The following is a 25,037-nucleotide window of genomic DNA, read 5'->3' as shown; positions in this document are numbered from 1 at the left end:
TCCTGGCGAAAGCCGGGACCCATAACCACCGCATTTGATCGCAAGCGGGATCGCGGCCCCAGCGTCGCGCAACAACCGACATTTGGGGTAATGGGTCCTGGCTTTCGCCAGGACGACGGCGGTGGATGGGCGGCTATGTCTTCACCGACGCCACGCCCTCGATCTCGATCAGCATCTTCGGATTGGGCAGCGCCACCACGACGCAAGTGGTGCGTGCGGGATAGGGCGCGGGGCCGAACGCGCCGGCATAGAGCGCGTTCATCGTGGCGACGTCACTGGCGCGGGTCAGCAGCACGTTGACTTTGACGAGATCGCGCATCGTCGCGCCCGCCTCGGTCAGCACCCGCTTGAAATTGGTGACGACGTTGGCGAATTGCGCCTCGAAGCCGTCAGGCAGCTCGCGGTTGGCGTCGAAGCCGGGGATGCCCGAGATGAACAGGAGATCGCCGACGCGGGCGCCGAACGAAAGCGGCGGCGCCTGGATGCCGGGCGGAGGAGGAAAGTGCTTGATCGTTGTCATGAGGTCACCCGTCTGCACGAGATGGAAGAGAGGAAGGTTCGGCGGCGCGCGGCGCCATCGTGCGCGAGCGCCACAAAGTCTTGCCGAACAGATTCTGGCCGATCATGCCGGCCAGCATCGCTGCGACGAACGCCACGATCGGCAGCGAGAGGCCGGCGAGATTGACCAGCGCGGGGCCGGGGCAGATGCCGGCGAGGCCCCAGCCGATGCCGAACAGGATTGCGCCGCCAACCAGCGGCGCATCGATGTCGTTGCGGTCAGGCCAGACAAAGCGTGGCGAGAACGCCGGCGCAGCGCGCCGCCGCGCGAGCGCAAAGCCTGACGCCGCGACCGCGACCGCGCCCGCCATCACGAAGGCGAGCGTCGCATCCCAGGCGCCGAACAGGTCGAGGAAGCCGAGCACCTTCTGCGGATCGGTCATGCCGGAGATCAAAAGGCCCGCGCCGAAGATCAGGCCGCAAAGGAAGCTTGCGAGAACCTGCATCGCTAGCCTCCGATTCCGTGTCTGACGATTGCGACGGTTGCGATCGCCGCCGTCATGAAGATGAACGTCGCGATGATCGAGCGGCCGGACAGCCGCGCGAAGCCGCAGACGCCGTGGCCCGAGGTGCAGCCATTGCCCATGCGGGTGCCGAACCCGACCAGCACGCCCGCGATCGCGATCACGACGAGGCTGCCGTTCATCGCCGGCCGCGGCAGCGGCGCGCCGAACAAGGCCGCAATCAGGGGCGCTGCGATCAGTCCTGCGATGAACGCGACGCGCCAGCCGCGGTCGGCGGTATCGGGTTGGAGCAGGCCGCCGACGATGCCGGTAACCCCTGCGATTCGCCCGGTCAGCAGCATCAGCAGCGCCGCGGCGAGGCCGATCAGCGCGCCGCCGGCGAGGCCGGAAAATGGGGTGAAATCGTGCATCGGTGCGGGGCCTCTGTTGCGCAAACTCCTCAGCGATCCGGCAAAGCGGTCGGCGTGCATGCGCCAGCGTCGCGCGGCTGCGCGGGCGATGATAGACTTCGCCTGATCAGGAACAAGCGCAATCCCGCATGTTTCGCAGGCGTTTCAAGGGTGCCTGCCCGTCGGCTGGATTGCCGCGATTCGCATCTCGCCTCACTTCGTCCGGAGAACCCCCATGAGACTGTCATCCGCCGCCCGCGCCGTGCTGTTCGCGCTGGCGCTGCTCACCGGATCGTCCGCTGCGCTGGCCGACGAGGGCGCCGTGACGCTCGTCATCTTCAAGGGCGGCTGGATCTTCGGCGGCTCCGCCGGCAAGGGCGTGTTGACCTTCAAGGGGCAGACCTACGGGCTCACCGCCGGCGGGCTGGACTACGGCCTCGTGTTCGGCGGCTCCCAGACCACGTTGCAGGGCCGGGTGCGCAATATCCGCCGCGCCCAGGACATCGCCGGCGTCTACGCCGCGGCCGGCATGGGCGTTGCGCTCGGCGCCGGCGTGCGCGGCATCCTGCTGACCAACCAGAACGGCGCGGTGCTCGAGCTGAGCGGCAAGCAGATCGGCCTGATGGCCAATGTCGACCTCAGCGGGCTCGCGATCACGTTGAAGGAGTAGGTGAGGTTCGATTCTTGGCCTTGTCATTCCGGGGCTCGCGGAGCGAGAGCCCGGAATCCATTTATCCACTAACTGTGCGGCCCAATGGATTCCGGGCTCGCGCCGAGTAGCGCGCCCTCAGGTGCGCAATTGCGCACCGGGGAATGACGAAAAATTCGTCTACGTGATCCACTCGGCGAGCTCGCGCCACGGCTGCAAACTCCAATGCCCGGACGCCGCTCCTGATGGTGACGGCAGCACGAACACGTCAGGGAAGCCGCTCGTTGATGGCTGCCGCCCGAGCGCAAGCGCGCTGGTCGGCCTGTCGTAAAACAGGCTCGCCGCCTTCTTGCTGGTGAACGCGATGGTCCTCGGGCGATAGGTCTCGATCTTCGCTCTGAAGCCCACAACATCGAACGACTGTCGCGCGATCTCGTGATCCATTCCGGCGCCGGTCTTGGAGAGATCGGTGAAGCCGATGCCGAGCGATAGCAGCGCCGCGAACTCATCCGGCCGATAGTGCCGCGGCGTGATGCCGGCCTCGTGCAGCGCGCGCCAGAACCGGTTGCCGGGATGCGCGTAGTAGTGCCCGACCTCGGCTGAGCGCGTGCTGGCCGCGGTGCCGACGAACACCAGACGGAGATCGGCGCGGAGCTGGTCGGGGAGGCGGTGGGAATTGTTGTCAGGCATCTGATGGGAGACCGAGCAGAGCATACGCGCGTTAACGTGTGATGAGATCAGGTCGAATAGCGACAGCGCTGCGCTCCCTCTCTCGCTTGCGGGGAGGTCGGATCGCAGCCGCGCCGAGCCGTTCGCCGCAGATGCGCGGGGCCAAAATATCGAAAACAACCCCATGCAAAGGAGCCGGCGGCTGCCGCCGTCCGATACGACACCTTGACACGTCGGGCAAATCAGGGATAGATTTCCAATATTCCGAAATCGCGTGAGCATTCCCTCGCCCGCCGGGCCCGCGCATTTGGCGTCCCAATACGCGCTAGCGCACCGGCTCCCTGGTCTCGTCTTCGGTCGTCACCGCCTGCGCCGGCCCCGTCGCACGCACCATCAAAAACCGTCCCGAAAACGCCGTGCCGTGGATGCTCCAGCGGCCGTCGATCTCGGTCGCGTCGGCATTGACCGCGCCTTCATAGTGCACGGTGCCGTAGCCGTAACCGGCCGGCTCGTAGCGCTTGACGAATGTGACCGCGCTGCCGGAGCGGTGACCGGACAGCGAAGCATCGTGAGTGCTGATCGGGCAGCCCGGTGCGACGCAAGGCTCGGTCACGCTGCCGCCGAGCGCGCCGCCGGCATCGATCAGCGTCGCCAGGAACGTGACCATGCCGCCAGGCTGAACGTAGCTGCCGTCCCAGACGCCGGTGAGATTGTCGTCCATGTCGCTCGTCCGGATTTCCGCGCATTGCAATGCAGTGATCGATGTGGCGCTCGCAGCGTCTCAACGCAAGTCGCGCGCGCCGCGCCCGGTTGCCTGATCCGGCAAAAGGGTCTGTAATCCAGCCCAACAGATCAAGAAGAATTTTGGAGCGGAGCATGACGGGAGAGGCGAAAACCCATTACGAGGTGATCGTGGTCGGCGCCGGCGTCGCCGGCATCTACCAGATCAAGCGGCTCGCCGATCTCGGCATCGATGCCACCGTGCTGGAAGCCGCGCCCGATCTCGGCGGCACCTGGTACTGGAACCGCTATCCCGGCTGTCGTTTCGACTCGGAGAGCTACACCTACGGCTTCTCGTTCTCGCGCGAGCTGCTCGACGAGTGGCACTGGAAGGAGCGCTTCTCCGGCCAGCCCGAGAATCTGCGCTACCTCAACTACGTCGCCGACAAGTTCGACCTGCGCCGGCACATGCAGTTCAATTGCAAGGTCGAGGCCATGCAGTTCGACGAGACGCGCGATCTCTGGCAACTCAGGCTCGGTGACGGCCGCGAACTGACCTGCCGCTTCGTGGTGCTCGCGATCGGGCTATTGTCGGCGCCGACCATGCCGCGCGTGCCCGGGATCGAGGACTTCAAGGGTCGCTCGTTCCATACCTATTACTGGCCGCACGAGCCGGTCGATCTAACGGCTAAGAAGGTCGCCGTGATCGGCACCGGCGCCACCGGCATCCAGTTGATCGGCGAAATCGCCGACAAGGTAGGCCAACTCACCGTGTTCCAGCGCCGGCCGAACTGGAGCGCGCCGCTCAACAACAGCGAGATATCGGACGCTGAAATGGCCGACATCCGCGCGCGCTATGACGAGATTTTTGCCGCCTGCGCACTGACACCGGGCAGCTTTGTGCACGGCCCCGACAAGCGCGGCTTCTACGAGGTCAGCCGCGAGGAGCGGCTCAAGACCTGGGACAAGCTCTATGACGAGCCCGGCTTCGGCATCTGGCTGGCGAACTTCCGCGAGATCTTCATGGATGAAGCCGCCAACGCCGAGCTGTCGGAATATATCGCAGGCCGCATCCGGCAGCGCGTGAACGATCCCAAGGTCGCCGAAAAACTGATCCCGCGGGATCACGGATTTGGGGTGCAGCGCCTGCCGCTGGAGACGCGGTATTTCGAGGCCTACAACCGCGACAACGTCCATCTCGTCGATCTCAGCGAGACGCCGCTGGTGCGGATCACCGAGACCGGCCTGCGCACCACGGCGCGCGACTACGAGTTCGATATCATCGTCTACGCCACCGGCTTCGACGCCATCACCGGCGCCTACGATCTGATCGACATCAGGGGCATCGGCGGCGAACGCCTCGCCGACAAATGGAAGCAGGCGCCGTCGACCTTCCTCGGCATGCTCGTGCACGGCTTCCCGAACCTGCTGATGCCGACCGGCCCGCAAAGCGCCTCCGCGTCGACCAACTTCCCGCGCGGCATCGAGAACGGCGTCAACTGGTGCACCAACCTGCTGCAATACATGTGGGACCGCGGCCTGACCCGCGCCGACGCCACGCTGGAAGCCGAGCAGCGTTGGACCGCGCATGTCGTCAAGATGTACGAGATCATGCTGATGCGCAAAGCCAAGTCCTGGTTCACGGGCTACAACTCCAACGTCGCCGGCCACGAAGAGGGGACTGTGCGCTACTTCGTGTACAACGGAGGGACACCGAAGTTTCTGGGGATCATCAACGGCGTGGCGGCGGGAGGGTATCAGGAGATCGCATTTGGCGGTGGCTCGCAGCGCAACGTGCAAGGGGCGGCGGTTGGTACGTCGGCTTAGCTTCGAGAGAGGCAATGTGCGGTTAAATACCCAGACGTCACTTCGCATAGCCGGGCTACATTCTTGCGAGTGACTCCACTCGCCCGGTCGGCAGCGCCGGGAGGAGCCGACCGAACATAGCGCACAACGGACACAGAAAATCGTCGATCGCGATCGTTCGGTTGAATAAATGGCGCAACGTGAAGTCAGTCCTCTCTTTCAAGATCGGTCATGCCTGACCGGTTGACGTTAGTACCAAGGCCGACCTTTCCGCGGTCGTTCGCCTCAAGCATCTTGCGAGCAATCAGCTCCATCACTATTCCCCGCACCACATCAATAGGAGCATTCATTTTCTGAGATACTTTTATTGAAAGATCGGAGACAGCATATCGAAAAGGTTCATCCCCTATGATATTGAAGACGTCGTTGGATATTCGCGTCGCGAACGCCATGTGAGTTTGCAGCTGGTTAGTCATTTCGGAGATCATGGTAGCCGCGTTCGATTTCTGCAACGCCGCCATAGCGCTGTTGTGGTTATTCATGAGCTCAGCCTGGGCTTCTTTGTAGCTCTCGACGCCGCTGTCAAATGATTTGAGGCTGTACTTGTCCTCTTTCCTTTGCTCGAGGATATCTTGTTCCACCATTTCCAAGAGTACGAGCCGCAACGCCTGCGGCGAGAGCTCCTCTGCCTTAAGGTTGTACTTGCCGTAACCAACGGCCTCGTTTCTATATCGTTGTGCAATCTCGTCGAATGACAAGACGCGAACTGTTCCCTGAAATATTTGCTGAATCACAGCTCGTTGCCATTTCTGGATCGCTAAATTGCGCCGCTCGCGAGCTTGATCGATGAGTGAGATAATAAATGCGGCCGTTGCTGCGACGGCTGAAATTGATACGGTTACGTAGTAGATGTCTGATAGTGCCATGCGCTAGGCCCCCTTCATGACTACCTAAGATAGCGCCGAAAGGGGCTTAATCAAATGGAGAATGTGCGGCTTCAGTGATACCTAGCTTAGATTACCGAAGCCGCCTGACCGTCGCATGCCTCACAACACCCGATTGCTCTCCTTCACCTTCTCCGCGTCGAGATACAGGTTCTCGCCCATCTCCTTGAACTTGGCGCTCATCGTCGCCATGCCGTCCTCGATGGTGCCTGACATCGATGCGCCGACGCCCGAGGGGTCGTTGAGCGTCGCGGCGTAGTCGCGGACGTCCTGGGTGATCTTCATCGAGCAGAACTTCGGGCCGCACATCGAGCAGAAATGCGCGACCTTGTGGGCTTCCTTCGGCAGGGTCTCGTCGTGGAAGTTCTTCGCGGTCTCGGGATCGAGGCCGAGGTTGAACTGGTCCTGCCAGCGGAAGTCGAAGCGGGCGCGGCTCAGCGCGTCGTCGCGGAGCTGCGCAGCCGGGTGGCCCTTGGCCAAGTCAGCCGCGTGGGCTGCGATCTTGTAGGTGATGACGCCGACCTTGACGTCGTTGCGATCGGGCAGGCCGAGATGCTCCTTCGGCGTGACGTAGCAGAGCATCGCGCAGCCGAACCAGCCGATCATCGCAGCACCAATGCCCGAGGTGATATGGTCATAGCCCGGCGCGATGTCGGTCGTCAGCGGGCCCAACGTATAGAACGGCGCCTCGCCGCATTCCTTGAGCTGCTTGTCCATGTTGATCTTGATCTTGTGCATCGGCACGTGGCCGGGACCCTCGATCATGACCTGGCAGCCCTTGTCCCACGCGATTTTCGTCAGCTCGCCGAGCGTCTCGAGCTCCGCGAATTGCGCGCGGTCGTTGGCGTCGGCGATCGAGCCCGGCCGCAGGCCGTCGCCGAGCGAGAACGAGACGTCATACTTGCGCATGAGGTCGCAGATCTCGTCGAAATGGGTGTAGAGGAAGCTCTCCTTGTGATGCGCGAGGCACCACTTCGCCATGATCGAGCCGCCGCGCGAGACGATGCCGGTGACGCGGTTCGCCGTGAGGTGGATGTAGGGCAGCCGCACGCCGGCGTGGATCGTGAAATAGTCGACGCCCTGTTCGCACTGCTCGATCAGGGTGTCCTTGTAGAGCTCCCAGGTCAGCTTGACGGGATCGCCGTCGCACTTCTCCAGCGCCTGGTAGATCGGCACGGTGCCGATCGGCACCGGCGAGTTGCGCAGGATCCATTCGCGGGTGGTGTGGATGTTGCGCCCGGTCGAGAGGTCCATCACGGTGTCGGCGCCCCAACGGATCGCCCACACCATCTTGTCGACTTCTTCCTCCACTGATGACGTCACCGCCGAGTTGCCGATATTGGCGTTGATCTTGGTCAGGAAGTTGCGGCCGATGATCATCGGCTCGAGCTCGGCATGGTTGATGTTGGAGGGGATGATGGCGCGGCCGCGCGCGATCTCGTCGCGGACGAATTCCGGGGTGATGAAGGCCGGCACCGAGGCGCCGAAGCTCTCGCCATCGGCGAGCGCGGCTTCGGCACGCTCGAGTTGCTGCTTGCGGCCGAGATTCTCGCGCTCGGCGACGTAGATCATCTCCTTGGTGATGATGCCGGCGCGGGCGAATTCGAGCTGGGTGATCTTGTGGCCGTCGAGGCCGCGCAGCGGCTTGTGGTGCGCGGTGAACGCCTTGGCGGCGTGGGATGCGCCGACATTGCCGTTGTCCTCCGGCTTGATGGTGCGGCCCTCATATTCCTCGACGCCGCCGCGCTCTTTCACCCAGGCGAGGCGATTGCGCGGCAGGCCGGAGTTGACGTCGATCGTGACGGCCGGATCGGTGTAGGGACCCGAGGTGTCATAGACCGGCAGGTTCGGCTCGCCGGCGCCTTCCGACAGGATGATCTCGCGCAGCGGCACGCGAACGTCGGGCGCGCTTGCGGGCGTCGCGAAGATCTTGCGCGAGGCGGGCAGCGAGCCGGTGGTGACGGCGGGGAGCGTGGTGTCGGGGTTGGAGCGGATGTTCATGAGGGATCCTCCTTACTTCAATTCGTTGGCATTGCTGCGCGAGAAACAATTACCGCTGTCATCCCCGCGAAAGCGGGGATCCAGTATTCCAGAGGCCGCGGGGCGATACGGAGACGCCGCGGCGTACTGGATCGCCCGGTCCATGTGCGCAATTGCGCACAGGCCGGGCGATGACAGCAGAGTGTGTGGGACGAGAGTTTGCATCACGCGGCCTCCGCAGGGATGCCGAGCCATTGCCGCACCCGCGCGTCGGGGTCGGCGTTCTGGGTGACGTCACTGACGACGGCGATCGAATCGGCGCCGGCGGCGAAGATCTCGGCTGATTGCTCGAACTTGATGCCGCCGATCGCGACAAGCGGGATATTGCCGATCCGCTTCTTCCACTCGGTGATCTTCGGAATGCCCTGCGGCTCGAACCGCATCGACTTCAGCGTGGTGAAGAAGATCGGGCCGAGCGCGACGTAGTCCGGCTTGGCGGCGAGCGCGGTGGCGAGTTCGGCATCGTCATGGGTGGAGATACCGAGCGTGAGCTTGGCTTTGCGGATCTCGGCGAGGTCGGCGTCGGCGAGGTCTTCCTGGCCGAGATGCAGATGCTCGGCACCGGCGACAACAGCCGCGCGCCAGTAGTCGTTGACCACGAGCTTTGTGGGCGTGCCCTTCGTCACGGCCAGCGCGTCGGTGACGATCTGCAACGCCGCGGAATCGTCGAGGTCCTTGGCGCGCAGCTGGATGGTGCCGACGCCGAGCTTGGTCAGTCGCTCGACCCAGTTGATGCTGTCGACGACGGGATAGAACGGATCAGGATACGGCATGCCAGAACGGGGTCCCAACGACAGGGGTGGAGGGGGAGGCGAAGTCGCGGGCTTCCATCAGCCCGGCTTCATAGGCGGTGCGGCCGGCCTCGACGCCGAGGCGGAAGGCATTGGCCATCGCAACCGGGTCGGCGGCCTTTGCGACGGCGGTGTTGAGCAGCACGGCGTCATAGCCGAGCTCGAGCGCCTGTGCCGCATGCGACGGCGCGCCCAAGCCGGCATCGACCACCAGCGTGATGTCGGGCAGGCGGTCGCGCAGAAGTTTCAACGCGTCGCGGTTGGTGATGCCTTTGGCGCTGCCGATTGGAGCTGCCCACGGCATCACCACCTTGCAGCCGGCTTCGACCAGGCGCGAGGCGACCGAGAAATCCTCGGTGCAATAGGGGAACACTTCAAAGCCGTCCTTGATCAGGACAGTGGCGGCCTCGACCAGGCCGACGACGTCGGGCTGCAGCGTGTCGTTGTCGGCGATCACCTCGAGCTTGATCCAGGGCGTGCCGAACAATTCGCGCGCGAGCTTGGCAGTGGTGACCGCCTCGCGCACGCTGCGGCAGCCCGCGGTGTTCGGCAGCACGGTGACGCCGAGCTCGCGGATCAAGGACCAGAACGCATCGCCGGTCTTGCCGCCAGCGGCTTCACGGCGGAGCGATACGGTGACGATGCTGGCGCCGGAGGCGCGGATCGCGTTCTGCATGATCGCAGGCGAGGCGTAGAGCGCCGTGCCGATCAGCAGGCGGGACGGGAAGGATTTGCCGTAGAAGGTGACCATGGTCCGTGGTGTCTCCTCAAACCGTGCCGTCGTCCCGGCGAAGGCCGGGACCCATACGCCGCGGCCCTTCAACGAGGCACGCGGGGCGTCGTTCTTTCCGCCAATAACCGGTCGTGGTTATGGGTCCCGGCCTGCGCCGGGACGACGGGAGGAGAGCGCGTGCAGTCATCACATCACCCTCCCTGCCGCGGCGTGATGATCTCGATCTCGTCGCCGGCTTTCAGTGCAGTCTCGGCCCAGCGGCTCTTCGGCACCACGTCGTAATTCAGCGCGATCGCGAAATGGCTGCCCTCGTAGTCGAGCTCGGCCAGCAGCGCGTCGACGCTCGCTGCGTTGATCTCGCGCTGCTCGCCGTTCACGATCACGCGCATAGCATCACCTCATTGTCGATTTCGCCGCGCTGGAGATAGGCGAGCGTCAGCTCGGCCAGCGCCGGAGCCAGCAGGAAGCCATGACGGTAGAGTCCGTTCACCGTGATGCGTTCCTGCTCGATCCTGATTTTCGGCAGATTGTCCGGAAAGGCCGGACGCAAACCGGCGCCGAACTCGACGATGCGCGCCTCGCCGAACGCCGGATGCACGACGTAAGCCGCCCCCAGCAGCTCCAGCGCCGAGCGCACGCTGACGCCATTGTCCTCGGCCTCGATCGTGGTCGCGCCCAGCATGAAGCGGCCGTCGCCGCGCGGGATCACGTAGAGCGGCCAGCGAGGATGGATCAGCCGCACCGGGCGCGACAGCTCGACCTCCGACGTCTCGATGATGATCATCTCACCCTTGACGCCGCGCAGGCTCGGCTCGCGGTCGCGTGCGGCAAGCCCGCGGCAGTCGATCACGAGGCCGTCGAGATCGTCAGCTTCGGCATCGCTGCCGAACTTGATGGCGCCGCCGGCCTTGGCGATCGCGGCATGCAGCCGCGGCAGCACGCGGCGCGGCTCGACATGGCCCTCCTCGGGATAGAACAGGCCGGCGCCGAAGCGGCCCTCGAGCGCCGGCTCGAGCGCGCGAACGCCCTCGGCATCGAGCCGGCGATGGCCTGACGTGAGGCGGGCAAAGCGCTCGAAATCGGCGCGGTCGCGCGGATGCGCCACCACCAGCGAGCCGTTGAATGGGGTTTCCGGGAGATGCTGTCGCCACAGCGCGAGCGAGCGAATGCCGAGGCGGGTGATGACAGGCTCCGCGGCCTCCTCCTCGCACCAGGGCGCCAGCATTCCGCCGGCCCAGTGGCTTGTGGATTCCGTCATCGCCGCGTCACTGCGCTCATGCAGGGTGACGGCACGTCCGGCCTCTGCGAGCAATAGCGCATGCCAGGCGCCGGTTATGCCTGCGCCGATGATGGTGACGGGGGAATCCCCCCGCGGTCGCAACGTCTGATACATCCCTGTCCCTTCGCCGGCATGACCCGGATCAGGTTCAAAGGGTCACCGCGGTCCCGGACTGTTCGCCTGATGGCGAGGCCCAAGCTTGCGGTATCTCAGCTCCTCCTTCGGAGCACCCCTCGGAACGCCCCTAATGTAGGCGGATGGGCTGACGTGTCAACGTGTATGCCAGCGGGGGGCCGCGATCGGTTATTTTTCGGCCTGTTCCGGCTTCGGCTCGGCGGGTTCGGCCGCCACCTGATCCTGCCTGGCGAGCTCTTTCGGCGGCGCACCGGCGGCGCCATGCATCGCCTCCTTGAGGTGGCCGCCGCGCTGCCGCTTTGCGACGTAGTAATACCCGCCCGCGAAATAACGCACGGCTCGGTCGAAATCGCCGTTGGCGGCACGGTAGGCGCCGGCGAGGTATTTGACGCCGTATCGGAGGTTGGTCGCGGCGTCGCGCAGACCTTCGGCGGTACCGGTGTAGCCGACCCCACGGGCGGTCGCGAGCTTGATCTGCATCATGCCGATGGCGCCGCCGCGCCCGATCAAATGCGGCTGGTACTTGCTCTCACGGACGATGACGCGATGCACCAGCTCTTCCGGCACCAGATTGGCCTGCGCCTCGGCTGCCACCATCGCCTCATATTGCGCGCGAGACTGCGCCTGCGCGCCGGCGCAGGACACAAGCCACGCGATCGCGGCAAGGCAGCTAAGGGTCTGAACGGTCTTCATGTCTGATACGCTCGGGGTAATCAATGCGCGTCGGTTCTGCGGTCTCATTGGTACGGCGAGCGGGCAGGAATGTGGCAAAACCTTCGCATCAGCGAACGTTCTGCGTCCGTGATTGTCCGGATCTGGGCGAGGCGGACGACGCGATTGCGAAATGCTTCAAATTGTCTGCTTCGATCGACTCAGCCAGGAATTGTTCTGTCACATCCTGGCTTTCAGTTTTCGCGGCCGCGCTTTGATGCACGCTATCCACAGCTGATTGTCGTGCAAACGACTCGATGAAGGTTTACACTTGGTGGCAAGGCAGAGCGCGCGCGGTGAGTCAGCACGTCTGCCCATTCCAAAGCACGCAAGAAACAACATTCGGGAGATGCGCCATGAATCGTCAAGATTCAGTCCGTCAGGACATTGGCTACATGCCTCGCGAAAATCCCTGCGCGCAATGCGGCAAGCCGATTGCACGCCCCGATTGGGTGGAGCACAGCGAGGGACGCACGTCGTTCCTGTGGAATTGCCGCGCCTGCAATTACCGCTTCGAGGCCGTCGCGATCTACGACCTGACGCAGCTCACGCCACTCGCCGCCTGATGCGTTAGTCGCCGGTCCGTTGCGTCGCCGGTCAGCCGCAGCTGATCAGGCCGCGGACTTCTGCGGCTGCTGCAACTGCTGTTGCCGCGCCGGCAATTCGATCCGGACCACGAGCCCGTGCGGCTTGCGATCGTGCAGCGACAGCGTGCCGCCATGCGCGAGCACGATGGCGTTGGCGATCGACAGGCCGAGGCCGAAGCCTTCGGCCTCATCCATGTTGCGCGCCTGGTCGCCGCGCACGAACGGCTCCAGCACGCTCGCCTTGTGCGCCTCGGAAATGCCGGGGCCGTCGTCCTCGATGTCGATGACGAGGCGCTCCGGCTCGACGTCGAGCCGGACGGTGACTTCGCCGCCGAAGCGCACGGCATTGTCGACCAGATTAGTGATGCTGCGATGCAGATCGGCGGGCCGCGCGGTCGCCATCGCATGCTGCGGACCCTCGTAGCTGACCTTGTGGCCCATGTCGGCGAACTGGTCGGTGACGAGATGCAGCGTGCTTGCGATGTCGACCAGCGTCATCTCCTCGAGCTTGCGGTCGTTGCGCAGGAACGACAGCACCGATTCCAGCATCGAGCGCATCTGGTCGAGGTCGCGCAGCATGCGGTGGCGATGGGTCTCGTCCTCGATGAATTCGGCGCGCAGCCGCATTCGCGTGATCGGCGTGCGCAAGTCGTGGCTGATCGCGGCCAGCATCTTGGTGCGGTCGTCGATCAGTGCCGTGATGCGCTCGCGCATCCGGTTCAGCGCCTTGGCCAGCGAACGGATCTCCTCGGGGCCGCGCTCGGGCAGCGGCGCGGCGGCGCCGTTCAGGCTGAAGGTCTCTGCGGCCTTGACGAAGGACGACAGCGGCGCGGTCAGCGCCCACGCCGCCCACAGGCCGAGCAGGGTGACGCTGATGACGGCGAACAGCACCGTCATCATCCAGGGCCCGCCCCAGAACGGCCGCATGTGCTGATCCGGCATCAGGTTCGCGGCGAACATGGCGCCATCCGGCAGGCGGATCGCGACGCGGCGGATCTCGCCCTCATGCGGCGTGCTGCCCGCCTCGCGCGGCAGCGAGAAGACATGGTAGCCGGCACCGAGCCGGCGCAGCGCATGCAGGCTCGGCGTTTCGGTTTCGGTGAGCGGGCCGATATCGGCCGACAGGTCGCTGATCGCAAGCTGCGGGAAGGCCCTGATGATATCGGCCTGCAGCCGCGGCCGCTCCGATGCCGGGGCATGTCCCAGCAGTTGCGCGGCGGCGGCGAGCTGGGTGTGCCAGCGATCCGACGGCTCCGGCCGGTCGGGGCGATGGATCAGGAAGGTCGCGGTGATGATCAGGTGCAGCGCGACGATCGAGACGACGACCAGCGCCGCCATCTGGGCGCCGATCCCCCGCAGACTCAGCACACGCAGCAGCTTCATGGTCAGTTGCTCGTGGCGGCAACCGCCTCCACCCTCGGAGTGAACACATAGCCGCCGGAGCGCACCGTCTTGATCATGGTGGCTTCCTGCGGATCGGGCTCGATCTTGCGTCTGATACGGCTGACCAGCACGTCGATCGAACGCTCGAACGAACCGGCGCTGCGGCCCTGCGTCAGGTCGAGCAGGCTGTCACGCGACAGCACGCGGCCGGGTCGTTCGCAGAAGGTGCGCAGCAGGTCGAACTCGGCGCTGGTCATTGCGACGCGCGCGCCTTCGGGATTGCGCAGCTCGCGCAGGCGGATGTCGATGCGCCAGCCGAGGAAGGTCAGCGTGGTCGCGCCCTCGATCGCGCTGGCGTTGCGCGCGGCGGCCTGGCGGCGCAGCACGGCGTTGATCCGCGCCAGCAACTCGCGCGGGTTGAAGGGCTTGGCCAGGTAGTCGTCGGCGCCCATCTCGAGGCCGAGGATGCGGTCGACATCCTCGCCGCGCGCGGTCAGCATGATGATCGGCGTCTGCGACTCCGCGCGCACCTTGCGGCACAGGCTGAGGCCGTCCTCTCCCGGCAGCATGACGTCGAGCACCAGGAGATCGACCCGGTGGTCGGTCATGGCCTTCGCCATCTCGCGGCCGTCGGAGGCGGTCGTGACATGACAGGAATTGGTGCGGAGATATTTTGCGATCAGGGATCGCGTTTCGCGGTCGTCCTCGACGACGAGGATATTGGGCGCAGCCTGGGTCATACCGACTCTTTTGTCCGTGATTCGGGGGAAGCGGCTCAGGAATTTTGTTTCAGTATATGTCTGAAATTTTGCCCGGAATAACGAGTTAACAGGTCGGCGGTGCGGAGAAAAGTTATCGTTCTGTCATCCAGCTAGTGCGTTGAAATACAGATCGAAGTCGCCTTCGGCATGGCACCGTCCTGCGCTGCTGCGGTCACCGGAAAAGGGAAGGGCAGCTGCCATATCCAGCGGCGGAACCGGTTCCCCCGGCGATGCGTTGTTTCTCTTTCAGGCCAGGGAGGGTGAGATGGCTGTCGAGGTCAGGACGAGGCCGCATCAACTGATTGCCAGCGATCGCGTCGAGGGGACCGCGGTGCGCCGGGCCAATGGCGACATGATCGGCCACATTGAGCGGCTGATGATTGACAAGATCTCGGGCAAGGTGTCGTACGCCGTGCTGAGCTTTGGGGGCTTCCTCGGGATCGGAACCAATCTGATTCCGCTGCCGTGGGGCCGGCTGCACTACAACCCGAAATTCGAAGCCTACGAGCTCGACATCGAGGACGACGAGCTGAAGCGCGCGCCGTCGTTCCGCGCCGACAAGGATTTCGATTGGGGCGACCGTTCGCAGGAAGTCGAGCTGCATCGCTTCTACGGCGTGCCGCCCTATTGGGGCGGCTTCTGATCGCAGGGCTGGGCGTGCGCGTGATCGACGCATGTCGATCGACGATGCCGCAGCGTGGGCGCGTGCCGGCTTGTGCAGCGCGGTTCGCCGGGACGACTTAGTGAGCCAAACATCGTCACATCCGGGACTGCGGGTCCGGCGCAGTCGTGAGGCTCAACCGCAAACCCAATTGAGAGGTGACGGTCGCGTTCGTCAAGGAGCGCGACGTTCCATGCGTTGGAAACGCACGCGCTGCTTGCCGCGTCGTATTCATGGCGTTCCAGGATCGCGTTCGCAGGCATCGGGGCGGCTTTTGAGCGCACGCGAAATAGGAACGGACGCCTACATCACGGGTTCTCCCGGCATCGATTTTGCGAACTGAGGAGAGCGCATAATGTTGATCAAATCCATCGTTGCCGGCGTCGCCGGTTCCGCCCTGCTCGCAACCGTCGCGGTTGCGCAGACACCCGCCGAGAGGGCCGACAAGATGGCTCCTGCGGCGTCGACGACAACGTCGACCACGACGCCCACCGCGTACACGGGCGAATGGCGCGCGTCCAAGGTCGTCGGCCTCAGCGTGTACAATGACGGCAACGAGAGCGTCGGCTCGATCAACGACCTCTTGATGGACAAGGGCGGTACCATCAAGGCGGTCGTGATCGGCGTCGGCGGCTTCCTTGGCGTCGGCGAGCATCTGGTCGCCGTGCCGATCGACAAGGTGAAGTTCGTCAACGAGCCGGTCTCTTTGACCAGTGCCGCCAACACCGGCAGCACGACCAAGCAGACCACCACCGGCGCGGCGCCTGCTGCGACGGCGTCGAAGCCGAATCCCTGGTACCCGGATCACGCGGTGTTCAGCGCGACCAAGGATGAGCTGAAGGCGATGCCGGAGTTCAAGTACTCGACCGACTAACGCGGATTGTGCGCCCGAATGTCCAACTGCGTAGAACGTGAGTCAAAAGCGTAAAAGCCGAGTCAACCCAAGGGACGCCTCGCGACGCCGTTCGCGGAGGCGTCCTCAGATGATCGCGGAGTGGGCGGCCGAGGATCGGTCTCCCTGGCGGACATCGGAAATGAAAAGCCCCGCCGTCGCCGGCGGGGCTTTTTCTGCTTCAGAGGAGGACAGGTTTAGACCGAGACCGACATTTGTTGACGGTTGACGGTTAACGCTCCAGCTGCGGCGCCTCCAGCACGATTATAAGGACCAAATCTGACATAAAGCCATGGCCGCTGAAGGGCGGCCTGGTCGTTCCGGTCACCCGGATAGGCGGCGATCGAGGTTTACCCGGCCAGGCGCATAATGATCGTCATCAGCGGGCCAGCGCCGCCACGCGATCAAGCGCGGTGCTGAAGCCCTGAAGCGAGATCGAGAAATTTGCCAGAGCCCCGCCATCGGCGACGGCCTTGACCTTGAGTGCCGTGCCCGCCCGAACGGCCACCAGCGTGGCCGCGTCGAAGGTGACATTGACGAGGCAACCGGCCGGCAGGCAGGTCCGGAAGCGGATTGGCGACAGGGCTGGCTTGTCGTCGATCTGGAAAGTGACGCCGGAGTCGAGCGCGAGGCCGAATGGCAGAACGAGAGTGCCCGACACGGTATTACCCGACGGTGCATTCAGTTCGATCGCCAGCACCCGCTGTCCGTTTTGCTGGGACTGGAGCTGCGACAGCGCACAGCGCTTTGTGCTGCCGTCTTGTGCGCAGACCACGCCCCAGTCCTTGTAGGTCTCGTTGAGGGAGGACGCGCCGCCCGGCAGGGACGATGCCGTTGCGCCGGCGGGTTGGCTTCCGGATTGCGCCTGAGCCAGTTGGAAGCGTTGGGGCGCCGGCTCGTCGCGATTGTCAGTGATGGATGCGGCCTGGGAAGGCGTCGAAGACGCAAGTTCGGGCACGAGGTACAGCGTCACGCCTGCCGCGATCGCGGCGGCGGACGAGATTCCAATAAGGCAGACTTTGCGGCTCATCATGCGAGCGCCTTTCGTTCGTCTGCGCGCTGCGCATTGAGGCCGAGCAGGCTTTGAAAATTCTGAAGCGAAGCTAGATGCAGCGTGGCGAGATCAAGCCAGCCTCTAGCGTGCCAGTCGGCGACTGTTTTTGCAGGCAATGCCCGGAATGCCTTCTCATCCACCACGCAGAAGCCGTCGAGCGTCTGTTGACCGCCGTCGGGAAACTGCATCTGAACGTGGTTCGGAGTAAGAAGCTTCGCCTCGCCAAGCGCCTTTGCGAAGGCGAGCGTATTGACGATATCGGCATGGTAGGCTTGGCAGAAGGCCATGGCCGACTGCGCCGTCGAAGTCGGCTTGCCGTCCGCGCCGAACAGGCGTTCCGCGTCCGTCCGCGCCGATGCCGAGGCGACGAAACGGTTCGACTTCCGGTCGATAGTCAGGAGTTGCTGCGCCTTGTCGGGCGTCTCGACACCGATGAAAGGATAGCGGCGCACATAGGCCGGAATGTAGGTGCCCGCGCGCCATCCTCCGTCGCGTTCGACGAAGAGGTTGTGACCTTGCCGAATGCCGACGACAACAAGTGGCGAAGCCGAACCGTCCGCCGCGAAGACGATCGGATAGTGGCGCATGGCGGGAACGAACTCGCCAACGCAAAGCGGAATGACGACGGCCTCGCTCGCGAACCCGAAATCGGCGGGCGGAGCGAGCCCCACATCGCCGTGGTCCTCGAAGCGCAGGAGCACCGGGTCTTTATAAAAGAGAGGAAGCGTTGGCGCCCCTGTTGCTGCGTGCGTATTTTTGGTCATCGTCAACCTTGGATTGCAGCTCAGAATTTGACGTTGAAATTGGAGCGGCCGGACTGATCGGAAACTCCGGAGCCGAACTGGCCACCATAGGTGACGCTGAGGGTGGCCTTGGGCGACAGCGCGTAGTCGATGCCGGCCTCGACCACCGAGGCATTGCGGGCGATTGGAACGCCGCCGATGGTGAAGTCACCGCCGCTTGCGAAACGCATCGTCGAGAACGGCGTGGCGTCCCCGAAAGCGTGACGCCAGCCGACCACGCTTCTCGCCGTCAGAACGGTTCCGCCAATGTCGAAAGTGGTCGATGTGCGCAGGCCGAGCGTGGAGAAGGTCGTATCCGTTGCGGTGGCTGCGCTCGTCAGCGCCGCCGCGCCGCCCTTCTCGGTGAAGGCGTCGGTATGCAGGCTCACATAAGCGAGGTTGGCGAAGGGCTCGAACCGGGCAGCGCCGGCATTGATGCCGTAGCCGAGCTCACCGAAGACCTGGGCCGTACCGGCGTTGTAGTGGCCCGTCAGCGTGTCACTGAGGCCGGGGAGGATCACGCTGCGGGTCGCGGTGATGTCGTGAACGGTGAAGGCCGTGCCAGTGCGGAAAGCGAGAGCGCCCCAGGTCGTGCCGCCATAGAGGCCGACATGATAATTGTCGCTCCAGCCGGATGAACGGTAATCCTTCACGTCGAAGTGGGTGGCGCTATAGCCGGCCACCGCGCCAAAGCGCCAGTTGTCGAAAGCGGGCGCATCCGCCCCGATGAAGAAACCGTCGATCGAACGGTTGAGGCGCGTGGCGTTGCCGTCGCCATTGGTGTTGCCCCAGGAGCCGAAACCCTGGCCCCAGACCGCAAGGTGGTCCGTGGTCGCAGCGACGGTGACCGGTTTGCCGTCGATATAGGTCGTGACCGCGCCGTTCGCGGCGCCGACACGGTCGAAGGCGGCCCGGATGCGGTCGTTGACGGCGCCGCGAACGAAGCGGCTGTCGTCGATCATCGTCGTCTTCGCCGAGGCGTTGATCTCGCCCGAGAGCTGGCCGAAAGCCGACCGCGCCTGCGGGGCGGAAAGGTTCGACACGGCATTGTAGATCGAATTGCCGAAGCCGAGGCTTTCGACCCCGCCGCCTGCGGCGATCTGGTTGGGCGTGACGCCGATGGCTTTGAAGTCTATATTGTTACGGGTCATCGTCAGCCAGACATTGCTGGCGTCATAGCTGAGCGAGGGCGTGAGGAAGGCCAGATTGGTAGTCACGCCGGAGAAGGTGCTGTTGGCCGTGAGCCCGCCGGTCGCTGTGAGGATATTGTACCTCGTTTGCGGCGCGTAGTTGCCTGCGCCGGCCAGCACCTGCACCGTGCCGCCGTTGATCGTTGCCGTGCCCGAAGCGACGATCTTGTCGGATTGCCCCTGTGCGTTAATCTCTACTTCGTAGATCGAGCCAGGATTGAAGGTGATGCTACCGGCAATGGTGAGCGTCCCGATCGAGTTGCCCGGTGCGACCGTGCCATTGACGGTGGTGCTGCCGACCGTGCCGATGCCCTGAAGGCGGCCTCCGGCAAGCACATCGAGCATGCCGCCGAGCAGACCGTTCACCGCGAGCGTGCCGACCTGAACCAAGGTCGTGCCCGAAAATGCGGAGGAGTCGCCGGTAAGGTTCAACAGGCCGGTGCCGGTCTTGTTGAAGCCGCCATTGCCCGACAGCACGCCGGCATAGGCGGCGTTGGCAGTCTGGTTGAAGGTGAAGGACGCGCCTGAAGCGATGGCGGCGTTGCCGCCGAAGCGTCCGGCCGAAGAGACAAGGCTTCCTGCCGAAATCGTCCAGTCGAGCGAGGACATGCCGGTCAAGGTCAACGTGCCAGCGCCCCGCTTGACCATCGTACCGCGCGTGCCATTGAGTGCGCCAACGTCGCCGGCGAAACTGGCGTCCGTTGCCTGATTGAATATCACCGTGCCGGCATTGCCGATGTTGCCTGAGATCGAGCCGGCATGTCCGATCAGCGTGCCGGCTGCGACAAGGGTGTTGCCGTAGGCGTTGGCTCCGTTATCGAGCCGCAGCGTGCCACCGCCCTGCTTGACGAGATTGCCGCCTCCGGAAACCACGCCGGTCAGACCGAGTTCGGTTCCATTAGCGACGTCGAAGTTGCCGGCCTGCGTCAGCGCGATCAAACGGGCGGTATCGAAGCTCGCGGTAGTCGCGAGCGTGCCGCCGGTGAAGGTCAGGCCGCCCGGCGCCGCGCCGAGATTCGCGTCGCGCGACACCGACAGCACACCGCCGGCGATGGTGGTGCCTCCGGTATAGGTGTTGTCAGCGGTTAGGGTGAGCGTGCCCACGCCGGCCTTGATCAGCGACGAGCCGTTCCAGCCGGTCGCGGGATTGGCGGCCTGGTCGGTGAGCGCTGTTCCGACCGTGAATGTGTCGGTCGCGTTGGTCAGCGTGAAGGTGCCGCGGGCGAGATTGTTGCCGGCGAACCAGCTCAGGCCGTAGCTGGCGAGATATTGCAAATTGTCGGCTGACTTGTGAGTCGAGACGGTGAGATAGTCCACCGTGCCGCTAAAGCCGCCCACGGTGACGTTGGCGAAGTCGCCGCTGATGCCGGAACGGGTGTCGATCAGCACTTTGTCGAGCTGGCTCGCACTGTCGATGCCGCCGATGTTGAAGGTGACGCCGCTGCCGATCGAAACGCTGCCCGCCGATAGCGCCGGACTCTTAGTGCCCGCGACGATCGAGAGCGTGGTGTTGTCGGCAAAGGTCACAGCCCGCGCGACATTTGCGGTCGCCGGTGTCTGGATCGCCAGCGTGCCGCCGGTCACGGTCAGGTTGCCGCCGAGATTGTTGCTTCCGCCCGCGCTGCCGTTTCCAAATTGCAACGTCCCGCTGGAGACAAGGGTGTCGCCGGTGTAGCTGTTCGTGCCGGTCAGGATCGTGGTGCCCATGCCTATCTGCTGCACTGTGCCCGTGCCGGAGATATTGCCGGAGTAGGTCGCCATGTCCGAGCGATTGAAGGCGAGCGTGCCGTTGTTGACGACATCGCCAAGAAGCGAGCCGGTATTCCCTCCATTGCCGAGTTGCAGGGTGCCCGCCGAAATCGTCGTGCCGCCGGTATAAGTATTGTTCGCGATCAAGGTCAGCGTGCCCGCGCCGGTCTTGACGACATCGCCGGGGCTCGACCCATTCGAAATCACGCCGCTCTGCGTCACGGTCTGGCCCGCGGCGACATCGAAGGTGGGATCGCCCCCGACGGTGATCGCGTGAGTGTAAACGCCGCCCTGGGTGAAGGCCAGCGTCGTGCCGTTCAGAAGGGCGAGCGTGCCGCCGGTGCCGAGATTGCCGTCCGAGGAAATGCTCAGCGTACCGCCCGCGACCGTCGTGCTGCCCGTGTAGCTGTTATTTCCCGACAGCGTGAGCGTGTCCGTTCCCAGCTTCATCACGGAACCGCTGCCGGAAATGGCGCCGGAAAAAGTCACCGCGTCGGAGCGGCTGAAGGCGAGCGTTGCGTTGTTGACGACATTGCCCGCGATCAGACCGCTCGTGCCGCCGTTACCGATCTGCAAAACGCCAGCGGAAATGGTCGTTCCACCGGAGTAGCTATTCGTGCCGGTTAGGATGGTCGTGCCCGCACCGATCTGCCGCACCGCGCCGCTGCCGGAGATGTCGCCGGAAAAGATCATGGTGTTGCCGCGGTTGAAGACGAGCGTCCCGTTGTTGGCGACATCGCCAAGGATCGAACCGGTGTTCCCGCCATTGCCGAGTTGCAGCGTGCCACCGCTGATCGTGGTGCCGCCGGTATAGGTGTTGGTGCCGGTCAGGATCAGCGTGCCCGCGCCGGCCTTGGTCAGCGACGAGCCGTTCCAGCCGGTCGCGGGATTGGCGGCCTGGTCGGTGAGCGCTGTTCCGACCGTGAATGTGTCGGTCGCGTTGGTCAGCGTGAAGGTGCCGCGGGCGAGATTGTTGCCGGCGAACCAGCTCAGGCCGTAGCTGGCGAGATATTGCAAATTGTTGGCTGACTTGTGAGTCGAGACGGTGAGATAGTCCACCGTGCCGCTAAAGCCGCCCACGGTGACGTTGGCGAAGTCGCCGCTGATGCCGGAACGGGTGTCGATCAGCACTTTGTCGAGCTGGCTCGCACTGTCGATGCCGCCGATGTTGAAGGTGACGCCGCTGCCGATCGAAACGCTGCCCGCCGATAGCGCCGGACTGTTGGTGCCCGCGACGATCGAGAGCGCGGTGTTGTCGGCGAAGGTCACAGCCCGCGCGATATTCACGGTCGCGGGCGTTTGGATCGCCAGCGTGCCGCCGGTCACGGTCAGGTTGCCGCCGAGCGTGTTACTTCCGCCCGCGCTGCCATCGCCGAACTGCAACCGGCCGCCGGAGACGAGGGTGTTGCCGGTGTAGCCGTTCGCGCCGGTCAGGATCGTCGTGCCCGAACCGATCTGCTGCACAGCACCGCTGCCGGAAATAGCGCCGGAGAAGGTCGCTGTATTGCTGCGATTGAAGGCGAGCACCCCGTTGTTGAGTACATCGCCAACGATCGAACCGCTGGCACCGCCGTTGCCCACTTGCAGCGTGCCCGACGAAATCGTCGTGCCGCCGGTGTAGGTGTTCGCGCCCGACAACGTCAGGGTACCGGTGCCGATCTTGACCAGCGAACCGCCGCTACCCGAAATGACTCCGCTCACCACGGTCGATAGATTGTTCGAGCCGACCGTTAGTTCGTTGGCCCCGAGATTAAAGGTGCCGCCGCCCGCGATTGATCCCGCGCTCAGCTTGCCATGGCCGTTCGGGCCGAAGCTGCTCGAAAAGTCGGTGACGGCCACCGCACTGTTGGCGACGGCGGCGTTGCCAGCCGTGCTGGTGTTATTAAAATTCAGATTGCCGTTGTTGGTGATAGTGGCGTTGCCGGCCGTACTGCTGTTGTTGAAATTCAAACCGCCGTTGTTGGTGATGGTGGCGTTACCGGCCGTACTGGTGTTGTTGAAATTCAGACCGCCGTTGTTTGTGATGGCGCTGCCACCGGCCGTGCTGCTGTCGTTGAAAAACAGGCCGAAATTATTCGTGATGTTGGCGCTACCGGCCGTGCTGCTGTTCAGAAAATACAGGTAGTGATTGTTGGTGACGGTGGCGCTACCTGCGCTCGTGCCGTTTCTAAAAAAGGTGATGCCGCTGTTCGTGATGGTGGCGATGCCGCTGGTGTCGGCGTTGACGACGTTGAACGTGCCGCCCGCATTCACGGTCGCCGCGCCCTGGATGGCGCCAGCGCTGACGGCGGTGCCGAGTTGCAGCGTGCCGCCGTTGATCGTGGTGCCGCCGCTATAGGTGTTGGCGCCCGAAAGCGTCAGCGTGCCGGTGCCGACCTTGACCAGCGAGCCGCCGCTGCCCGAAATGATGCCGCTCACCTCGGTCGTGGAATTGTTCGAGCCGACTGTCAGTTGGTTGGCCCCAAGAGCATAGCTGCCGCCACCCGCGATCGACCCCGCGCTCAGCTTCCCGTCGCCGTTCGGTCCTATGCTGTTCGAAAAATCGACGGTGGCATTCACATTGCTATTGTTGATAGCAGCGCTGCCCGCCGTGCTGGTGCCGAAGAATTGCACGTATCCGTTGTTTGTGATGGTGGCGCTGCCGGCCGTGCTGGCGTTTTTGAAAACTAGGCCGAAGTTGTTAGTGATATTGGCGCCGCTGGCCGTGCTGGCGTCGACGAAAGCCAGGCCGTTGTTGTTGGTGATTGTCGCGCTGCCAGCCGCGCTGGTGCCGTAGAAATACAGGTAGCCGCTATTGGTGATGACAGCACTGCCCGCGCCGCTCGTGCCGTAGAAGTTCAGGTAGCCGCTGTTGCCGAAAGCGATGCTGCTTGCGCTGGTTCCGGTCTGGAAGTTCGTCGTGCCGATGTTCGTGATGCCGGTGATCCAGGAGGTGATGGCATTGGTGACGTTGAGCGTGCTGCCTGCGTTCACGGTCACCGCGCCCGAGACCGCGCCGGTGTTGGCGGCGGTGCCGATCTGCAATGTGCCGCCGTTGATCGTGGTGCCGCCGCTGTACACATTAATGCCCGACAGCGTCAGCGTGCCCGAACCGGTCTTGACCAGCGAGCCGGTGCCCGAAATGACGCCGGTCACCTCGGTCGAGAGCCCGTTCGAGCCGACAGTCAATTGGTTGCTGCCGAGCATATAGCTGCCGCCGCCCGCGATCGATCCGGCGCTCAGCTTGCCGTCGCCGTTGGGGCCGGTGCTGGTCGAAAAATCGGTGGTGGCGCCCGCGCCGGTGATGATAGCGGCGCTGCCGCCCGTGCTGTTGTTGTAGAACCTCAGGGTGCCGGTGTTGGTGACGTTGGCGCTGCCAGCGGTGCTACTGTTTTGGAAATACAGATAACTGTTGTTGGTGATATTGGCGTTGCCGGCCGTGCTGCTGTTGAAAAACGTCAGGCCGAAATTGTTCGTGATGGTGGCGCTGCCGGCCGTGCTGTTGCCGTAGAGCCACATGTAGTTGTTGTTAGTGATATTCGCGCCGCCAGCCGTGCTGGTGTCGTAGAACCGCAGGTAGCCGCTGCTGCCGTTGGTGATGGTGGTCGTGGCGGGGCCGGCAGTGCTGCTCCCGAAGAAGTTCACGTTGCCGTTGTTGGTAACGGCGATCGTGCCGGTGCCGTTGTTCGTGATGCCCGTGCCCCAGAAGCCGAGGGTTGCGTTGTTGTTGAGGTTGAAGGTGTAGTTCGGCGCGCCTGCGCTGAAGGTCCAGCCGGCGATGGCGTAAGTTGTCGGGGTGCCTGGCGTGATCACCAGGTTGGATTGCGTCGAGGCGCCGAAAACGGCCGTGGCGGTCTCTCCGTTCGGCACCACCCCGCCGTTCCAGTTGGCGGCGTTGGCGTAGTTGCCACCGGTCGGAGTGGTGCTCCACGCCGCCGTCTGCGCCCGCGCTGCGTATCCGGTGACCGTCAGCGCGGTCGAGGCCAACAAGGCCGCGCGGAACAGGCCGTCCATGACGCCACGCGGCGAAGCCGAAATCGTTCGTGAAGCCATTATAACCAGTCCCCCGGCCTAAACGCGAGGGGTGCGGCTCCGTGCGTGTTCAGGCCCC

The 25,037-nt window shown here is 64.2% G+C and carries 22 protein-coding genes and 1 riboswitch; of the genes, 5 read left to right on the top strand and 17 right to left on the bottom strand.

Annotated elements, in window-relative coordinates:
* Nucleotides 1–133: 133 nt before the first annotated feature.
* From JQ507_24980 to JQ507_24970, 3 genes are read right to left on the bottom strand one after another with little or no spacing between them, the layout of a single operon-like run.
* On the bottom strand, nt 134–520 hold the full coding sequence (locus tag JQ507_24980) for a RidA family protein (protein ID QRI68168.1): 387 nt from the start codon (nt 518–520) through the stop codon (nt 134–136).
* A gap of 4 nt (nt 521–524) precedes the next feature.
* Entirely contained in the window at nt 525–1,004 is a 480-nt protein-coding gene (locus JQ507_24975) for a YeeE/YedE family protein (GenBank protein QRI68167.1), read from the bottom strand.
* A gap of 2 nt (nt 1,005–1,006) precedes the next feature.
* Nucleotides 1,007–1,432 carry a YeeE/YedE family protein gene (locus tag JQ507_24970; GenBank protein QRI68166.1) on the bottom strand — a complete coding sequence of 142 codons (426 nt, stop codon included), beginning with the start codon at nt 1,430–1,432 and terminating at the stop codon, nt 1,007–1,009.
* 214 nt (nt 1,433–1,646) lie between these two features.
* On the opposite strand from JQ507_24970, the gene JQ507_24965 reads away from it, so the two are divergent.
* The gene (locus JQ507_24965; protein QRI68165.1) at nt 1,647–2,081 is read left to right on the top strand and encodes a hypothetical protein; all 435 of its coding nucleotides are present in this window, start codon (nt 1,647–1,649) and stop codon (nt 2,079–2,081) included.
* 159 nt (nt 2,082–2,240) lie between these two features.
* On the opposite strand, the gene JQ507_24960 is transcribed toward JQ507_24965, so the two are convergent.
* Complete coding sequence (locus tag JQ507_24960; GenBank protein ID QRI68164.1) at nt 2,241–2,750, bottom strand: mismatch-specific DNA-glycosylase; 510 nt, start codon at nt 2,748–2,750, stop codon at nt 2,241–2,243.
* 304 nt (nt 2,751–3,054) lie between these two features.
* On the bottom strand, nt 3,055–3,450 hold the full coding sequence (locus JQ507_24955; protein QRI68163.1) for a hypothetical protein: 396 nt from the start codon (nt 3,448–3,450) through the stop codon (nt 3,055–3,057).
* Nucleotides 3,451–3,605: 155 nt separating this feature from the next.
* Here JQ507_24955 and JQ507_24950 point away from each other — a divergent pair, with 155 nt between their 5' ends.
* Complete coding sequence (locus tag JQ507_24950; GenBank protein ID QRI68162.1) at nt 3,606–5,276, top strand: NAD(P)/FAD-dependent oxidoreductase; 1,671 nt, start codon at nt 3,606–3,608, stop codon at nt 5,274–5,276.
* A gap of 185 nt (nt 5,277–5,461) precedes the next feature.
* Here JQ507_24950 and JQ507_24945 read toward each other — a convergent pair whose 3' ends face one another.
* The 7 genes from JQ507_24945 to JQ507_24915 form a co-directional block, all read right to left on the bottom strand.
* Nucleotides 5,462–6,181 (bottom strand): hypothetical protein, encoded by a 720-nt coding sequence (locus tag JQ507_24945; GenBank protein ID QRI68161.1) that lies wholly within the window; start codon nt 6,179–6,181, stop codon nt 5,462–5,464.
* A 120-nt stretch (nt 6,182–6,301) separates the two neighbouring features.
* A complete protein-coding gene (gene thiC, locus JQ507_24940) occupies nt 6,302–8,200 on the bottom strand; it encodes a phosphomethylpyrimidine synthase ThiC (GenBank protein ID QRI68160.1) in 1,899 nt (632 codons plus the stop codon).
* A 203-nt stretch (nt 8,201–8,403) separates the two neighbouring features.
* Nucleotides 8,404–9,012: a thiamine phosphate synthase gene (locus JQ507_24935; protein ID QRI68159.1), complete on the bottom strand. Its 609-nt coding sequence runs from the start codon at nt 9,010–9,012 to the stop codon at nt 8,404–8,406.
* A complete protein-coding gene (locus JQ507_24930; protein ID QRI68158.1) occupies nt 8,999–9,781 on the bottom strand; it encodes a thiazole synthase in 783 nt (260 codons plus the stop codon). Before JQ507_24930 ends, JQ507_24935 begins: the two co-directional genes overlap by 14 nt.
* A 173-nt stretch (nt 9,782–9,954) precedes the next feature.
* Nucleotides 9,955–10,152: a sulfur carrier protein ThiS gene (gene thiS / locus JQ507_24925; protein ID QRI68157.1), complete on the bottom strand. Its 198-nt coding sequence runs from the start codon at nt 10,150–10,152 to the stop codon at nt 9,955–9,957.
* Nucleotides 10,143–11,156, bottom strand: coding sequence for an FAD-dependent oxidoreductase (locus JQ507_24920; GenBank protein QRI68156.1), 1,014 nt, complete (start codon nt 11,154–11,156; stop codon nt 10,143–10,145). Before JQ507_24920 ends, thiS begins: the two co-directional genes overlap by 10 nt.
* Nucleotides 11,144–11,286: riboswitch (TPP riboswitch) on the bottom strand. (Overlaps the previous gene by 13 nt.)
* A 59-nt stretch (nt 11,287–11,345) precedes the next feature.
* On the bottom strand, nt 11,346–11,870 hold the full coding sequence (locus JQ507_24915) for a lytic transglycosylase domain-containing protein (protein QRI68155.1): 525 nt from the start codon (nt 11,868–11,870) through the stop codon (nt 11,346–11,348).
* Nucleotides 11,871–12,244: 374 nt separating this feature from the next.
* On the opposite strand from JQ507_24915, the gene JQ507_24910 reads away from it, so the two are divergent.
* Nucleotides 12,245–12,454 (top strand): hypothetical protein, encoded by a 210-nt coding sequence (locus JQ507_24910; GenBank protein ID QRI68154.1) that lies wholly within the window; start codon nt 12,245–12,247, stop codon nt 12,452–12,454.
* 45 nt (nt 12,455–12,499) lie between these two features.
* On the opposite strand, the gene JQ507_24905 is transcribed toward JQ507_24910, so the two are convergent.
* Together JQ507_24905 and JQ507_24900 are read right to left on the bottom strand one after the other, a co-directional pair.
* Nucleotides 12,500–13,858, bottom strand: coding sequence for a HAMP domain-containing protein (locus JQ507_24905; protein QRI68153.1), 1,359 nt, complete (start codon nt 13,856–13,858; stop codon nt 12,500–12,502).
* Between the two features lie 2 nt (nt 13,859–13,860).
* The gene (locus tag JQ507_24900) at nt 13,861–14,598 is read right to left on the bottom strand and encodes a response regulator (protein ID QRI68152.1); all 738 of its coding nucleotides are present in this window, start codon (nt 14,596–14,598) and stop codon (nt 13,861–13,863) included.
* A 286-nt stretch (nt 14,599–14,884) separates the two neighbouring features.
* On the opposite strand from JQ507_24900, the gene JQ507_24895 reads away from it, so the two are divergent.
* Together JQ507_24895 and JQ507_24890 are read left to right on the top strand one after the other, a co-directional pair.
* Nucleotides 14,885–15,262: a PRC-barrel domain-containing protein gene (locus tag JQ507_24895; protein ID QRI68151.1), complete on the top strand. Its 378-nt coding sequence runs from the start codon at nt 14,885–14,887 to the stop codon at nt 15,260–15,262.
* Nucleotides 15,263–15,635: 373 nt separating this feature from the next.
* Nucleotides 15,636–16,154 (top strand): PRC-barrel domain-containing protein, encoded by a 519-nt coding sequence (locus JQ507_24890; protein QRI68150.1) that lies wholly within the window; start codon nt 15,636–15,638, stop codon nt 16,152–16,154.
* Nucleotides 16,155–16,551: 397 nt separating this feature from the next.
* Here the strand turns inward: JQ507_24890 and JQ507_24885 are convergent, their stop codons facing one another.
* The 3 genes from JQ507_24885 to JQ507_24875 are packed head-to-tail and all read right to left on the bottom strand — an operon-like array spanning nt 16,552 to nt 24,979.
* Nucleotides 16,552–17,202, bottom strand: a complete 651-nt coding sequence (locus JQ507_24885) for an invasion associated locus B family protein (protein QRI68149.1) — start codon at nt 17,200–17,202, stop codon at nt 16,552–16,554.
* Nucleotides 17,202–17,990, bottom strand: coding sequence for a SapC family protein (locus JQ507_24880; protein ID QRI68148.1), 789 nt, complete (start codon nt 17,988–17,990; stop codon nt 17,202–17,204). Before JQ507_24880 ends, JQ507_24885 begins: the two co-directional genes overlap by 1 nt.
* 20 nt (nt 17,991–18,010) lie before the next feature.
* Complete coding sequence (locus tag JQ507_24875; protein ID QRI68147.1) at nt 18,011–24,979, bottom strand: autotransporter-associated beta strand repeat-containing protein; 6,969 nt, start codon at nt 24,977–24,979, stop codon at nt 18,011–18,013.
* Between the last annotated feature and the right edge of the window lie 58 nt (nt 24,980–25,037).

It is taken from the genome of Bradyrhizobium sp. PSBB068 (assembly GCA_016839165.1).
Lineage (GTDB): Bacteria > Pseudomonadota > Alphaproteobacteria > Rhizobiales > Xanthobacteraceae > Bradyrhizobium.
The sequence above is the reverse complement of the archived record's forward strand: the minus strand, read 5'-3'. Positions and strand labels throughout refer to the sequence as shown.